Origin of the sequence: Streptomyces sp. NBC_01445, assembly GCF_035918235.1 — a bacterium.
In the GTDB taxonomy this organism is placed as follows: Bacteria; Actinomycetota; Actinomycetes; order Streptomycetales; family Streptomycetaceae; genus Streptomyces.
The window spans coordinates 5,429,073-5,443,724 of sequence record NZ_CP109485.1 but is presented as its reverse complement, the minus strand read 5'-3'; the positions used below and the strand labels follow the sequence as shown (position 1 = coordinate 5,443,724).

Annotated in this window: 10 protein-coding genes and 1 tRNA gene; 6 read left to right on the top strand and 5 right to left on the bottom strand. The window is 71.0% G+C overall.

Annotated features, from left to right (window positions below; all coding sequences use genetic code 11):
• Positions 1 to 200 precede the first annotated feature (200 nt).
• Entirely contained in the window at positions 201 to 1,085 is an 885-nt protein-coding gene (locus tag OG574_RS24805) for a bifunctional DNA primase/polymerase (RefSeq protein WP_326775007.1), read from the top strand.
• A 555-nt stretch (positions 1,086 to 1,640) separates the two neighbouring features.
• Positions 1,641 to 5,030: a S8 family peptidase gene (locus OG574_RS24800; RefSeq protein WP_326775006.1), complete on the top strand. Its 3,390-nt coding sequence runs from the start codon at positions 1,641 to 1,643 to the stop codon at positions 5,028 to 5,030.
• Between the two features lie 86 nt (positions 5,031 to 5,116).
• On the opposite strand, the gene OG574_RS24795 is transcribed toward OG574_RS24800, so the two are convergent.
• The 3 genes from OG574_RS24795 to OG574_RS24785 all read right to left on the bottom strand — a co-directional run bounded on the left by OG574_RS24795 (position 5,117) and on the right by OG574_RS24785 (position 8,198).
• A complete protein-coding gene (locus OG574_RS24795; protein ID WP_326775005.1) occupies positions 5,117 to 6,115 on the bottom strand; it encodes a helix-turn-helix domain-containing protein in 999 nt (332 codons plus the stop codon).
• Between the two features lie 461 nt (positions 6,116 to 6,576).
• A tRNA-Ser gene (locus OG574_RS24790) sits at positions 6,577 to 6,661 on the bottom strand.
• 61 nt (positions 6,662 to 6,722) lie between these two features.
• Positions 6,723 to 8,198 carry a S1C family serine protease gene (locus OG574_RS24785; protein ID WP_326775004.1) on the bottom strand — a complete coding sequence of 492 codons (1,476 nt, stop codon included), beginning with the start codon at positions 8,196 to 8,198 and terminating at the stop codon, positions 6,723 to 6,725.
• 190 nt (positions 8,199 to 8,388) lie between these two features.
• On the opposite strand from OG574_RS24785, the gene OG574_RS24780 reads away from it, so the two are divergent.
• The 3 genes from OG574_RS24780 to OG574_RS24770 all read left to right on the top strand — a co-directional run bounded on the left by OG574_RS24780 (position 8,389) and on the right by OG574_RS24770 (position 10,972).
• Positions 8,389 to 9,204 carry a glycerophosphodiester phosphodiesterase gene (locus OG574_RS24780; protein WP_326775003.1) on the top strand — a complete coding sequence of 272 codons (816 nt, stop codon included), beginning with the start codon at positions 8,389 to 8,391 and terminating at the stop codon, positions 9,202 to 9,204.
• A gap of 149 nt (positions 9,205 to 9,353) precedes the next feature.
• Positions 9,354 to 9,905 carry an ATP-binding protein gene (locus tag OG574_RS24775; protein WP_442816845.1) on the top strand — a complete coding sequence of 184 codons (552 nt, stop codon included), beginning with the start codon at positions 9,354 to 9,356 and terminating at the stop codon, positions 9,903 to 9,905.
• Between the two features lie 104 nt (positions 9,906 to 10,009).
• Positions 10,010 to 10,972 (top strand): DUF5926 family protein, encoded by a 963-nt coding sequence (locus tag OG574_RS24770; RefSeq protein ID WP_326775002.1) that lies wholly within the window; start codon positions 10,010 to 10,012, stop codon positions 10,970 to 10,972.
• A gap of 229 nt (positions 10,973 to 11,201) precedes the next feature.
• On the opposite strand, the gene OG574_RS24765 is transcribed toward OG574_RS24770, so the two are convergent.
• Together OG574_RS24765 and OG574_RS24760 are read right to left on the bottom strand one after the other, a co-directional pair.
• Positions 11,202 to 11,885 (bottom strand): hypothetical protein, encoded by a 684-nt coding sequence (locus OG574_RS24765; protein WP_326775001.1) that lies wholly within the window; start codon positions 11,883 to 11,885, stop codon positions 11,202 to 11,204.
• Between the two features lie 55 nt (positions 11,886 to 11,940).
• The gene (locus OG574_RS24760; RefSeq protein WP_326775000.1) at positions 11,941 to 12,636 is read right to left on the bottom strand and encodes a bifunctional DNA primase/polymerase; all 696 of its coding nucleotides are present in this window, start codon (positions 12,634 to 12,636) and stop codon (positions 11,941 to 11,943) included.
• A 459-nt stretch (positions 12,637 to 13,095) separates the two neighbouring features.
• Between OG574_RS24760 and OG574_RS24755 the strand changes: the two genes are divergently transcribed.
• Entirely contained in the window at positions 13,096 to 14,637 is a 1,542-nt protein-coding gene (locus OG574_RS24755) for a PP2C family protein-serine/threonine phosphatase (protein WP_326774999.1), read from the top strand.
• Positions 14,638 to 14,652: the final 15 nt, after the last annotated feature.

The window sequence follows — 14,652 nt, the reverse complement described above, 5'->3', positions numbered from 1 at the left end:
ATTCCCCCGCAAGCGTGAGGACATGTCGATAAACATGCTTCGCGCCCTTAAAGGCCCAGCTCAGCCCGGATTGCGCCTCATCGACACAGGACAGGTCAGCCGCCGCAGGGGCTGAAGCGTTTCGGCACATTTTTGGCAAATAAGCTCCACCCGGGCGAGCCCCTCTTCCGTTACTCGAACATTCGTACGAACATGGAGGCATGGCCACCACCGACCGGCATGCAGTGCCCTTTGCGACCCTGGCCCTCGCTCACGCCCTCTCCGCCGCCGAGCGCGGACTGGCCGTGATCCCGCTCTCCCGCACGAAGCTCCCCGCCCTGCGCTCCCCGCACCGCGACGAACCCGACCCGGCCCCGTGCCACGGCGAGTGCGGCCGCCCCGGCCACGGCGTGTACGACGCCACGACCGACCCGGGCCGCATCCGTGAGCTCTTCGCGGCGGCGCCCCGCGCCACCGGCTACGGCATCGCGTGCGGGCTGCCGCCACACCACCTCATCGGCGTCGACCTCGACACCAAGTCCGGTACGGACTCCTCGGCAGCACTGCGCGAACTGGCGCTGCGCCACCTCTTCACGATCCCGGACACCGTCGTCGTGGCCACGCCCAGCGGCGGCCGTCATGTGTGGCTCTCCGGACCGCCGGACGTCGTGGTCCCCAACTCGGCGGGACGCCTCGCGCCGGGCATCGACATCCGTGGCGCGGGCGGCTATCTCGTGGGCCCCGGCTCCCGCACGGCCCAGGGCGTCTACAGCGCAGTCCCAGGAACCGCCCATCTGTCTGTCGCGCCCTGCCCGCCGACGCTCCTGCGGCTGCTCACACCCCCGCCACGCGTGCACCACCCGTCACCGGCACATGCGGGCCGACACGGCCAGGGCCTGGTCCAGTTCGTGCTCGCGGCACATGAGGGCCAGCGCAACACCCGCCTGTTCTGGGCCGCTTGCCGCGCCTACGAGAGCGACCTCGGCGACAGCCTCACCAACGCCCTCGTGAAGGCCGCGACCCGCACGGGCCTCGCGGAACACGAGGCCCGCTCCACGATCGCCTCGGCGGCCCGGATGACCCGGCGCAACGACACGGAGGCGTAGGCCAGGACGCCCGCACGCGAACCCGCTTCCCCAGGACACACGTAAGGGGCGCCCGCCACGGCGAACGCCCCTTACAAACACCTACCTGCAAGCGGTGGGTGTGGGATGTGAACCCACGGCGAATCGCGCCACGACGGTTTCCAAGAGCGTTGCACAGAGCTCAGTTGAACCACCGTTGACCAGGGCGTTTCCCCACTGGCTCCACTCGTGAAAGCCCGTCCTGGCCAAAGGATGGCCACACAGAGGTCTTCCGACATGGCAAGCCGAGCTCCCAAGAAAATCGCGCTAGAGGCCGACAAGGATGCCGTCGCGGCCCAGAGCCATCATCCAGGTCGCCGGCCGTCCCCAAGTGTCCTGCCGAACACCGCTTCGCGACACCGGTCCGGCATCCGCCGCCGCATGCGCAGCCGGCCGTTCCGATGGCCGCGGAGTCTCGGTAATTGAGACGCTTTACCCATATTTGGCCCTGGCGTAAAGGTGACTTGGCACCTCGTGGACACAGGAAAGTGCTGACCTGCGCCTTTTTCGGCACCAGTCTGTCCCCCCATGAGAGACATGAACAGCAGGTGGCGCCCGTGGGTACGGCGTCCCGGGTCGCGGTCTGCCGCGGCCACCGCCGCCCTCGTGGCATTGCTGGCCGGACTGACCGTCGCCCCCGCCGCGGCCCGGGACCTCGCTCCGGACACCGGACGGAGCGGCGCGGGCGCGCCGGGCAGGGCGACCCCGGCCCGGACGCCGATGGTCTCCCGGCACCAGGTCACCCTCGTCACGGGCGACCGGGTCACGCTGGAGACGGACGCCTCGGGGCGGCAGAGCGTCTCGGTCGAGCCCTCCAAGGGCCGCGAGCACATCATGTTCGTCAAGCGCCAGCAGGGGCACGACTGGACGGTGATACCCGCCGACGCCCTGCCGCTGCTCGCCGCGGGTCGCCTCGACAAGGCTCTGTTCAATGTGTCGGCCCTGGTCAAGGGCAAGTACGCCGAGCGGTCGAGCCTGCCGCTGATCGTCCAGTACACGGGTGACGCGAGTTCCGCCAAGAGCCGGCTCACCGCAGCCGGGGCCGACGAGGTCCGACCCGTATCCGGCACCTCCTTCGCGGCGCTCAGCGAAAGCCGCAGGGACGCCCCCGCGTTCTGGGCGGGCATCGCCCCCGCCACGGCGGGTGCCAAGTCCTTCGGCGCGGGCGTGAGCCGGGTCTGGCTGGACGGACACGCCAAGGTCCAGCTCGACAGCACGGTGCCGCTCATCGGAGCCCCCCACGCCTGGGAGCTGGGCTACAAGGGCGACGGGGTCAAGGTCGCGGTGCTCGACACCGGGTTCGACCCGAATCACCCGGACCTCAAGGGCCTGGTCGCCGAATCCAAGAACTTCACCGGAGAGCCGAACACCGACGACCTGAACGGCCACGGCACCCATGTGACCTCGACCATCGCCGGTTCCGGCGCGGCCTCCGACGGCCGGTACAAGGGCGTGGCACCCGGCGCGCAGGTCCTGTTCGGCAAGGTCTGCACGATGGACGGCAACTGCGACGACTCCGCCATCGTCGAGGGCCTGGCCTGGGCCGCCCAGCACGGCGCCAAGGTGATCAACCTCAGCCTGGGCGACATCGACACCCCGGAGACCGACGCCATCGAGGCCGTGGTCGACACCGTCACCCGCGACTACGGCACCCTGGTCGTGGCGGCCGCGGGCAACAACGGCTCGGGGAGCAAGGTCTCCTCGCCCGCCTCCGCCGACCGGGCGCTGGCCGTCGGTGCCTCCGAGGCCGACGACGACCGCGCCGATTTCAGCTCGGTCGGTCCGCGCACGGGCGACTCCGGTCTCAAGCCCGACATCATCGCCCCCGGCGTGAACGTCGTCGGCGCGATGGCGGGCGGCACCAGCGCCGACGACGGCTACGTGGCGATGAGCGGCACCTCGATGGCCACGCCGCACGTCGCCGGATCGGCCGCGATCCTGTTCCAGCAGCACCCCGACTGGACCCCGGAGCAGGTCAAGCGCCAGCTGATGCACTCGGCGACCGGTGCCAAGGAGCACGGCGCCTACTTCCAGGGCGCCGGGCGCGTCGACGTCGCCCGGGCGGTCGACCAGGAGGTCTCCGCCGAGCCCACCGGACTCGACTTCGGGCTGGTCCGCTGGACCGACGGCAAGCGGCCGCCGGTGACCAAGACGATCACCTACCGCAACCCCGGCGCGGAGCCCCTCACCCTTCACGTGACGCAGCACGCGAGCACCGGCAGGCTGGACCGGCCCGCCCCCGAGGGGTTGTTCCAGCTCGGCGCCGACACCGTCACCGTGCCCGCGCACGGTACGGCGGACGTCAGGTTCACCGTGACCCCGGAGGCCACGACGGCCTACGTGGCCTACAGCGGTGTGGTGACCGCGGCCACCGCGGACGGCAAGATCTCGGTGCGCGTTCCCTTCGGCATGGACCTCGAGCAACCGTCGCACGATCTCCGCATCACCCTGAAGGGCCGCTCGGGCGCCGCCCCCGACTACGCCGACCTGCTCGTCAACTCCGCCGACGGCAGGACCTACGAGCAGGAACTGGTCGGCCAGGGCAGCACCGTGCTGCGGCTGCCGAACGACACCTACTCGGTGACCGGCTTCTTCTTCGACGGGGCGTTCACCGAGGCCACCGTGGTCGGCGTGCCGAAGGCCGTGATGACCACCGACCAGAAGGAGACCATCGACGCCCGGACGGCCAGGCCCGTCACCGTCTCGGCTCCGAGCCGCACCGCGCGCATCGCGTCGGCCGAGGTCGGCACCATCAGCCTGGGTGACCAGCTGCTCTCCGTCACCATGGCGAACGCGATCGGCAGTGACCACATCGAGGGCGTGTACGCGACTCCGACGGCGCGGTTCAAGGACTCCAAGTTCACCTACCTGGTCAGCACCGTCTGGAACGAGCTCGCCGCCGACGGCGGGAACCCCTCGTCCGTGTACTACCTGAGCCGGCCGGTGCACGGCGCCATCCCGGCCGATCCCGGGTACCGCCCCCGCAAGTCGGAACTGGCCACGGTGAACACCACGTTCGCAGCCACCGCGCCCGGCACCACCGCTACCCGCATCGTCTGGATGTACGTCGACAACGTCCGGTTCGGCGGACAGTCGATGGAAGGACTGCCGGTTCCGAACCGGCGCGTCGACTACTTCTCGTCGGCCGAGGGCCTGCGGTGGCAGACGGCCTTCGACCAGAACAGCTTCCTGGATCCGAGCAAGACGGGGCAGAGCTATCTCAGTGCCCTGCACGGCTACAAGGCCGGAGCCAAGGTCCAGGAGCGTTGGAACGGCGGAGTCCAGGCCGTGGGTTTCTCGCCCGAGGGGATGAACACCTTCCGTGAGGGCGACGACATGTGGTACGCCTTCCAGTTCGCCGCCAACGGAGACCTCGACCTGGTGGGCGACACGACGACCGGCATGCCCACGGTGCAGCTGCGGCGCAATGGCGAACTGGTCCCCCACAGCTGGGGCTTGGCCCAGGTGCCGGCCGACGCCACTCCCGCCGACTACCGCCTGACGTTCGCGGTGGACCGTGACCGCGCTCCCAGCTCCATCTCCACGAAGCTTCGGGCCGAGTGGCAGTTCCGGTCGCAGACCACGGCGACCCGCCAGGCGCTGCCGCTGTACGCGGTGCGCATGTCGCCGGAACTGGACGAGTGGAACCGTGCCAGGGCCGGACGCGCCCTCGACATCCCGGTCCTGATCCAGCGCACGGTCGGCGCCGCCGAGTCACCGATCCGCACCGTCACCGTCGAGGTCTCCTACGACGAGGGCAGGACGTGGCAGTCCACCGCCGTCAAGGGGTCCGGCACGCACCGCACCGTGACCGTGGACAGCCCGCGCCGCGCCGCGGGCGGATCGGTCAGCCTGCGCACGTACGTCAAGGACGCGGCGGGCAACTCCTTCAAGCAGACCGTCATCAAGGCCTACCTGCTGAAATAGCGCCGACGGCACCGAGGGGCCCGCCGGATCCTTCCGGCGGGCCCCTCCGCTGTGCCCGGTGCGCGGTACGGCCCCGGCCGCGGTGCTCAGAGCCAGTCGCGGCGCGCCGCGTGCCACCCCAGCTGCATGCGCGTGGCGACGCCCGCGAGGTTCATCAGGCCCTGGATGCGACGCTGGATGGTGCGCTTGCTCACGCGCAGCTGCCCGGCGATCGTCTCGTCCGTCATGCCGGCGACCATCAGGGACAGCAGGTGCCGGTCCTCCCCGGCCGGTGACGCCGCGTCCTCGGGACCGGCACCGCCGATCCCGCCCTCCTCGGTCACCCGCAGCGGGGCACCGACCTCCCAGTAGTGCTCGAACAGGTCGACGAGCGCGTCCAGCACGCTGCTCCGCCGCACCAGCGCCGCCGTGAGGCTGCGAGGGCTGCCGGGCGCGTCCGCGGAGTTCAGCGGCAGGACGGCCACCGACCGGTCGGCGATCGCCATGCGCAGCGGCAGCCGCGGCACCGCGCGGGAGATCTCGCCGACGCGTACCCCGGCGACGACGTTGTCCACCGCGCTGGGGTCGTCGAAGTACTCCTGTTCGTACAGGGCCCGGTAGAGCACGCCACGGTTCAGCGCGTCGTACTCCTCCTGGTTGCTCTCCGGGGGCATGGCCAGGTATCGGGCCTTGACGAACCACAGCATCTCGTGACGCGCGCCGTCCTGAAGTTGGCGCAGGTGCTGCCGCAGCGCGGCCGCGCCGCTGATGATCTCGATCGCGTCGCACCCGCTCCATGCCTGTGCGCTGCGGCGGTAGGTCTCCACCAGATCGTGGATGGCCGCCCGGGTCTGCTCCAGGGCGTCGGACTGGCGCTGCAGCCGCGGCACGAGGGCCGTCTCCGGGGGAATGGCCGAGTACCAGCCGGGACTGTCCTCCACCGCGGACGCCAGCCCCTTGTCCTCCAGGGCGAGCAGCAGGCGCCGGGCAGCCGGGACGCCGAGGTTCGAGCGGCCGGCGATCTCCTCGGCGGAGGCCGCCTCGGCGACGATCAGCAGGCGGTACATCTCGGCCTCGGCGGCCGTGAGACCCACGGGCTCCAGCATGCTGTCCCTTCCCTCACCGGCCGGCGCGTGCGGGTCCGTGCTCGCCGGCCGAATGCAGGGTCTCACTATCCTCAGCGACGGCGGCCCACAGGGCCCCGCGGGTGTCAGGAGGCGGCGGCGATGCCCACCGCCGCCTGTCCGCCACCCGAGCGCAGGATGATGTCGTAGCGACTACTGGGCGCCTGCCACAACTCCGCAAGATCTTCCGGTACGCCGGGACCGCCGGACTCGCCACCGAGCCTTTGGCATCTGGCTGTTGATCGGGCTTGGGCTTCTGGAGATCTCACGTGGACTGCCGCGGTTGCTCTCGGCGCCCTTCGTAGCGTGCGTGATCTGCGATGTGCTGCGCCCCTCCCGTGCCCGACGGACCGAGGGCTCACGGGGAATCGCGGTCACCGGCAGCCACTGTGCATGACGAAGGCCCCCGACCGATATTGCTGGTCAGGGGCCTTCAACTTGCGCGGTGGGTGTGGGATTTGAACCCACGGTGACTCGCGCCACGACGGTTTTCAAGACCGTTCCCTTAGGCCGCTCGGGCAACCCACCCTCGCCCCGCCGGCGACCGGCGGAGCGAGGACCAGGGTAGCGGGTTCGGCCGGGAGTTCGGTCAGCTGTCGCCCTTGCGCTCACCCAGGACCACGTCGACCGTGTGCTCCGCGCCGCCGCGCTTGTACGTGATCTTGACCGTGTCGCCCGGCTTGTGCGTCCAGATCTGGCCGATCAGGGTCGGACCGCTGTCGATCACCGTGTCGTCGAGCTTGGTGATGACATCGCCGGGCTTCAGGCCGGCCTTGTCCGCCGGACCGTTCGCCGTGACCGCGGACGAGCCGCCCGCGCCCTGCTCGGTGATCTTCGCGCCGTCACCCTGCTCGTCCAGCGCGACCGAGGCGCCGATCACCGGATAGACCGGCTGTCCGGTCTTGATGAGCTGCTTGGCGACATTCTTCGCCTGGTTGATCGGGATGGCGAAGCCGAGGCCGACGGAGCCCGACTGGCCGGAGCCCGCGATGCCGCCGCTGCTCGCCGGCTGGATCGCCGAGTTGATGCCGATGACCGCGCCCCGCGCGTCGAGCAGCGGGCCGCCCGAGTTGCCCGGGTTGATCGAGGCATCGGTCTGCAGCGCGTTCATGTACGACGCCTTGCTGCTGCCCGAGCTGTCACTGGACGCCACCGGGCGGTTCTTCGCCGACACGATGCCCGTGGTCACCGTGTTCGACAGACCGAAGGGGGCGCCGATCGCGATGGTCGCGTCACCGACGGCGACCTTGTCCGAGTTGGCGAGCACCAGCGGCTTCAGGTTCGACGGGGCGTTCTTCAGCTTGATGACCGCGACGTCGTAGCCCTGGGCGCGGCCGATCACCTCGGCGTCGTACTTCTTGCCGTTCGAGAACGTGGCCGAAAGCTTTCCTCCGTCGGCGGCGGAGGCCACCACGTGGTTGTTGGTGAGTATGTGGCCCTGCTTGTCGTAGACGAAGCCGCTGCCGGTGCCGCCTTCGCCGTCGCTGCCCTCGGCCTCGATGGTGACGGTGCTCGGCAGCGCGTTCGCCGCAATGCCGGCGACCGAGGCCGCGTCACGCTTGAAGCCCGCCGGGTTGTCCGAGGCGGAGACCGTCGTCGAATCCGCGCCACCGTCGTCGTTGCGCTCGGCCGCCCAGTAGCCGATGCCACCGCCGACACCGCCCGCGATCAGGGCCGCCGCGACCACCGCGGCCAGCAGACCGCCGCGCCGACGGCCCGGTGTGGGCTCCGGAGCCTGGTAGGAGGCGCCCCAGGGGTGGTGCCCCCCGCCGCCGCCGTCCCCGTACGGCGGAACGGCGGGCGGCGGAGGCGGCCAGCCACCCGAGGCCGCGTGCGCGGCCTCGTCCTGCCCGCCGGGTCCCGGTGCAGCCCCCGAGGCCGCGCCGGGACCCTCGTGCGCCCCCGGTGCCGCGCCCTCGACCGGCGGGATCACCGCAGTGGGCGCGTCGGCAGGCTCCGGAGGTGGTGCGGAACCGGCGGGTGCGGGAGTAGCGGGAGATTCCACCGGCACGGGAGGTGCGGACGGGGCCGCGGGTACCGAAGTGCCCTCGTTCTCGGTGCTCACAGCTCTTCTCCTCGATCCACGGCTGTACCAGCTGATTCCATCGGCATTGCTGTTTGTATGCGGTCAGCTTTTCCCACGGGACGTCAGGGCACCATAAGGCGTTCCTGTGTGTCCGGTGCCATCCTTTACGCCGGGCGAAACGGACGCATCCGCTGGGCGGCCCTGCGCCTCGCGATGGCACCATGACGCGGTGACCCTCGCACGACAGCAGCAGATCCAGGTCGTCGCCCACCGCGGAGCCTCCGACGAGGCTCCCGAGCACACGCTGGCCGCGTACAGAAGGGCCATCCAGGACGGTGCCGACGCCCTCGAATGCGATGTACGGCTCACCGCGGACGGCCATCTCGTCTGCGTGCACGACCGCCGCGTCAACCGTACGTCGAACGGACGCGGTGCGGTATCGGCCCTGGAACTGGCGGATCTCGCCGCCCTCGACTTCGGCTCCTGGAAGAACAGCGAGGCCGGCCGCACCAGCACGGAGGGTCCCGACTGGGAGGACACCTCCGTCCTGACCCTGGAGCGCCTGCTCGAACTGGTCGCCGACGCGGGCCGCCGCGTGGAGCTCGCCATCGAGACCAAACACCCCACCCGCTGGGCCGGCCAGGTCGAGGAACGCCTGCTGATGCTCCTCAAGCGGTTCGGCCTCGACGCCCCCACCGGAGCGCCGGACACGCCGTCCCCGGTGCGCGTCATGAGCTTCTCGGCCCGCTCCCTGCACCGCGTCCAGGCCGCGGCCCCCCACCTGCCGACGGTCTACCTGATGCAGTTCGTCTCGCCCCGCCACCGCGACGGCCGCCTCCCCAAGGGGGTATCGATCGCGGGCCCGGGCATCCGGATCGTGCGCAGCCACCCCGGGTACGTGGAGAAACTCAAGCGGGCGGGCCACCGGGTGCACGTGTGGACGGTCAACGAGCCGGAGGATGTCGACCTGTGTGTCGGCCTCGGCGTCGACGCGATCATCACCAACCGGCCCCGCGCGGTTCTGCGCCAGCTCGGAAGAGGCTAAATCCGGCCACTTCTCTCACAGGGAGTGCTCCGGCGCGTTCGCTCCGTATTCGATCGTTACGAGTGCGTCACTGAGCGTGGATTGGCCGGTTTCCGGTCCAGTCCATTGGGGCATTCACACCGTGGCGTGGGGCAAAGGAGGTCTCGGGGGTGGCGTTGGTGGTGGCACAGGAGGTGCCCACGTCGTCGAGCATGGCCGTACCCCATGGCCCTGCGGGCGTGGGCGAAGCAAGACACCGGATGCGTGATCAGCTGCGCGTCGGCGGGGTCTCGGAAGCGGTCATCGACGATGCCGTACTGATCCTGTCCGAACTGCTGAGCAACGCCTGCCGGCACGGCAGGCCGCTGGGCGACGACATGGCCGGGGACGGCGACGTCCGGGCCGCTTGGAGGGTCGACACGCGGGGCTGTCTCACCGTCGAGGTGACGGACGGTGGTGGTCCGACCCGCCCGGTTCCGGCCACGCCCTCGGTCACCGCGCACGGCGGCCGCGGGCTCAACATCATCTCGGCGCTCGCCGACGACTGGGGCGTACGTGACGACGCCCCCGGTGAAGTCACCGTCTGGGTGGTCGTGCACAAGGACGTGCGCTCCGAAGGCGAAGCACAGGGGCAGGGCACTTTCGCTACGCGCGTGGCGAGCCGCGCGCCCGCGAGCATGTCCGACCTCGATTTCGCGGACGCCTTCGACGACTTGGGCTGAATCCCGCTCCGGCCCGACGACCCGGCCTGATCCCCGCCCCCGGCCGTACGAGGGGCTAGGCTCGCGCCCGTACGTACGAGAGCCGTAACCGGGAGACACCCAAGATGGCCAAGAAGCGCCCCCAGACCAAGGGCAAGTCGCACGTCAGCAGCGGGGAGATCCCGGTCGTCGGCGCCCGTGAGCCCTGCCCCTGCGGGAGCGGCCGCCGCTACAAGGCCTGCCACGGCCGCGCCGCCGCGCACGCGGTGACCGAGCTGGTGCAGCGCCCGTTCGACGGTCTCGTGGGAGAGGGTGACTGGATCGCGCTGCGCGAGCTGGTGCCCGCAGCGACGGTGCCGCTCACCCTCAAGGAGAGCCTGCCGGACGGCGTTCCCTCCGTGACGCTCGCGACGGTGCTTCCGATGGCGTGGCCCGCGCTGCGCCGCGAAGACGGCTCGGTCCTGATCGGCCTGCAGAACGACACCTCGTCCGGCGACCTGAGCCGCGACCTCGCCGACACCCTTCAGCGCGCGCTCACCGCGGAGCCCGGTACGCCGGTGCAGGCGCGCCGCGCACCCGCCGACGGCCCGCGTCTGCAGGACCTGCTCGACCCCGAGGCCGCCTTCGAGCCGGTCGTGCACACGGGATTCGAGTTCTGGGTGCCCGACTCGGAGAACGCGAGCCCGGAGGTCTCCGCCTCCCTGGAGCGCGCCAACGCGGCCGCCATCCCGACCGTGAAGCTGTCCGGGGTCGAAGGCGCGTACTGGTGCGAGACGCCCGACAAGAACCACCTGCGCTGGGTCATGCCGCACCCCGAGGAGCAGCTGCTCGACGCGCTCGCCCGGCTGCACGCGGCCGGCACGTCCTCACTCGGCGACGGCACGCGCCTGGTCGGCTCGTTCCGGGCGCACGGCCTGACCGTTCCGGTCTGGGACCTGCCCACCGGGGTGAGCGCCGAGGATGTCGAGAAGCCGGCCGCCGAGTTCGCCGAGCGGCTCGCCGCAGCCCTCGCCTCCGAGGCGCCGCTGACCGTCGAAGAGCGCCGGGCACGTGGCGGCCTCACCAATCGACAGGTGACGCTCAGCTGACCGACCGGTCAGCCACAGGAAGCCCTCAGAACGGGTGACTCCGGTCACAACTCCCCGTAGCGGCAGGTAAATCCGCATACGAATAGCCGAGATCGAATTTGCTAACGGCCGATCTCTTGTTACCGTTCGAGTAGCCCGGTTGCTGGTGCATCCCCCGTCGCCAGCAACCGGGTCCTTGTTTTTCCGGGACTTCCCCGTGGGCCTGCGCCCGGGAAATCGTCCCGTTCGCTCAGCGTCCGGCCGGCGTCGGCGCGTTGCTTCCCGACCTGAGCAACAGCGGCCCGGCGTCCCCGGCTCCCGCGAACTCCGCCACCGCCGAGTAGGCGCTCGCCTCACCCGAAGTGCGCTCCCGAGGCGTGTCACACGTCCCCGGTTCGTCCTGGGCACCCACCACGCAATACATCTGCACGGTGCGGCCCCCCGGAGCCATCAGCGTCAGGACGGAACTCAGCGGCCCCCCTGTCGCGTTCCTGTAGTAGGTCCTCGCCCACGTGTCCCGCCCCTGGGTCAGTACGCAGGTCTGCGCCTCGATGCCGTCGGGAGAGGCGAGTTCAGGTCCGCACCGTGCCGTCGTGGCGATGCCGAGACCGGCGAGGACGGAAGTACCCGGCGGCCGCCCGTGGGACCGGCGCGCTTTGCCCGCCGCATCCGTCGCCGCGGTGTCCGCCATGTCGCTCTCGCTCGCACCCGGTTTGTCGTCGACCTTGTCGGCGCTGTCGGCGTCACCCGGGGGCAGTTCGCCGGAGTTGAGGCTGTCCTCCGCGGCCGCGTCGCCGACGGGGCCCGCGGACGCGCCCGCCAGCGGGAGGAGAACGGTCAGGACCACGACCGCGAGAAGACCGAGCAGACGAAGGCGCGAATGGGGTCTCCCCTGCTCGAGGCTGGTCGAGAGCTTGGGGAAGGGGGAGGGCATGCGCCGAAGATATCGGCGCCGCCCCTTCGCACCCCTCGCCGCGCGCCCAATTCCCCTACAACTCGGGCGCGCTCACACCCGTACGAGTGAGGGCATCCACCACCGCGTCCACCACGGCCTCCACACCGGGCACCCAGGGCGCCGCGGAGCCGGGCAGCGGTGCGCGCTCCCAGCGGACCTGGCCGAGGCCGGTGTCGGACGGAGGCAGTGCCAGATAGCCGCCCTCGCCGTGAAAGCGCAGGGACCCCGGCACCCAGTCCTGGGCGTAGAGCAGCTCGCCCAGCTGCTCCATGGAGTAGGGCGCCACGAGGATGAAGAAACGGTCCCTGGTGGCGACGACCGGGCCGAGCCTGATGTCCGTACGGTCGAGCGCCTTGAGGGCGCGGGCTCCGGCGACCGAGGGGAGGCTCACCGCGCAGGGTGCGCGGCCGCCGCTCGCGCCCGCACCGGCCCCCGTGGCCAGCACGATCGGCGCCGTCGGACGGTTGGTCCACCACCAGCGGATCATGCGCTCGTCCGTGGTCGCGGCGAGCAGCCCGGGGTCGAAGGGGTGCGCGCCGGGCACCGTGCACTCCGGGTCGGGGCAGGCGCAGCTGACGCCGTCACGGCGCCCCGCCCCCACGAGCCCCACGCCCGGGAGCACGGGCCACTGCCATGCGGTCGCGAAGGTCAGGGCCGCGCTGAACTGATCAGACTTCCCGTTGTTTCGCCTGGACAGGAGCCTGCGTCGCCTTCCGAGGATCTCGCGCATGAGCGCTCGTTCCTTTCCGTAGACCGAAGAGAACGCTGTGGGCCACATCGCACTGTGTGTCGAACACTTCACTGAGCGTACGTACTGGGAGCGCCGCACCCCAGCCTTGAGCAGGGGAACCCCTATAGTCCGAGCGCCGGCCGCGTACTTGAAAAGCCTGGCGTGGGGTGGCGGCGCCTGGCGTTTGCCGTCGCGCGTGTTACTCGCCGTCTCCGCCACGGGAGGATGGGGCACGGTCGTCGGTGGTTAGGACGCCCGGGTCCGTCGCCAGGTTCCGGGTCGATCCCAAGTGCCCCTGGCCTTCTCCGAGTACGTACCCATCACGACCGCTGTGACGCTCTGTCGAACAATGCCAGTCGACCGCAATATGCCCTTACCCGAGGCACTTTTCAGCCAAGTTTGATCAGAGATCACTAATGCCGCACGGGCCTCCTGGACACCAGGAATCCCGGCAGGACAATGCTGGACATCCCCTCATCGGTGCGTGTAGATGTGGAGACACTGCTGGCGGCGCAGAATCACATGGGGGTTTGCGATGCTATTGAGCAATACGCACCGGTCGGAAAGCCGGACACCATGACAGCCCCACACTTTCCGAAAGTGGCTGGAATCGATTCAACGGTTCCCCCACCGGCACACACTGTCGCGCCCGCGTCACCCTCGCCCGCGCCCCCTTCCTCCGCTGGAGCGCCCGAAGCGCCAGAAGCCCCCGAACCCCCCGGCGCCCCCGGAGCGCTGATCCAGGACCGGCTCGCCGGCTGGGTCTCCGACCTCACCACGCTGCACGAACTCACCGAGCGCCTGGCCAGGACGGCCGTCATGGACGACGCCCTGCACGAGGTGCTCCGCGCCGGCGCTGCCCTCGTCGGCGCACGCCGCGGACTCGTCGTCCTGGAACCGGCCGACGGCCTGGGCCCCGACACCACCGTCGGGCTCGGCCTCGCCCGCGCCGACCTCGGCCACATCGAGACGGTGCCGCGCGGCGCGACCTCGTACGGGAGGATCCTCGACCGCGCGGACGCGACCGGCGAGCCCGAGGTGCACGCGGATCTGCTGTCCGAGGACGGGCTCGACCCGCGCCACCGCGAGGTCGCCGCCCGGCTCGGCTACGCCGCGAGCTTCGCGCTGCCCCTCGCGACCGAGGCGGCGGGCCGGCTCGGCGCCGCGGTGTGGCTCTACGACGAGCCCGCCGAGCCCGTCGAACGCCAGCGCCATCTGGTCGGTCTGTACACGCGCTACGCCACCGAACACCTCGCACGCCTGCTCGAACTGGAGCGGGCGCGCACCAAGTCCCGCACCATCGCGGAGGAGTTGCTGCCGCCGCGGCTCCCGCGGGTCGCGGACGTCCAGCTCGCCGCCCGGCACCGCACGGGCCCGCGCGGCGGCGGCGACTGGTACGACGCGCTGCCGCTGCCCGAGGGCGCACTCGGCCTGGCCGTCGGCTCCGTCACCGGCTCCGGGGCCAGCGCCGTCGCCGCGATGGGCCGGCTCAGGGCCAGCCTGCGGGCGTACGCGGTGATGGAGGGCGAGGACCCCGTCGCCGTCCTGTCCGATCTGGAGCTGCTGCTCCGGCTGACCGAGCCCGCGCGCAGCGCCACCGCCCTCTTCGCGTACTGCGAGCCCGCCCTGCGCAAGATCGTCCTGGCCGGGGCCGGGCACAGTCCGCCGCTGGTCATCGGCGAGAGACGCACCGAGTTCGTGGAGACGTCGCTGTCCGCGCCGCTCGGGATGCTGGCCTGCTGGGAGGCGCCGAGCGTCGAGTTCAGCCCGGAGCCCGGCGAGACCGTGCTGCTGTACACGGACGGACTGCTGCACCGCACCGGTGACCCCATGGACCGCGCCTTCGCCCGTCTGCACGCGGCGGCGGCCGGCGTCCCGCGCACGATCCGCGACGACCCCGGCGCGATCGCCGACCACGTCCTGCACACCGTCCTGCCGGACGGGCTCGACGCCGCCGACAGCGACGAGGACGTCGTGCTGCTCGCCGCGCGCTTCAAGTGATCCGGTGACCGGGGC

Bases quoted from the DNA above. Each gene is read 5' to 3' on its own strand.
- OG574_RS24805 (WP_326775007.1), top strand. From the start codon at position 201: ATGGCCACCACCGACCGGCATGCAGTGCCCTTTGCGACCCTGGCCCTC.
- OG574_RS24800 (WP_326775006.1), top strand. From the start codon at position 1,641: ATGAACAGCAGGTGGCGCCCGTGGGTACGGCGTCCCGGGTCGCGGTCT.
- OG574_RS24795 (WP_326775005.1), bottom strand. From the start codon at position 6,115: ATGCTGGAGCCCGTGGGTCTCACGGCCGCCGAGGCCGAGATGTACCGC.
- OG574_RS24770 (WP_326775002.1), top strand. From the start codon at position 10,010: ATGGCCAAGAAGCGCCCCCAGACCAAGGGCAAGTCGCACGTCAGCAGC.
- OG574_RS24765 (WP_326775001.1), bottom strand. From the start codon at position 11,885: ATGCCCTCCCCCTTCCCCAAGCTCTCGACCAGCCTCGAGCAGGGGAGA.
- OG574_RS24760 (WP_326775000.1), bottom strand. From the start codon at position 12,636: ATGCGCGAGATCCTCGGAAGGCGACGCAGGCTCCTGTCCAGGCGAAAC.
- OG574_RS24755 (WP_326774999.1), top strand. From the start codon at position 13,096: ATGCTGGACATCCCCTCATCGGTGCGTGTAGATGTGGAGACACTGCTG.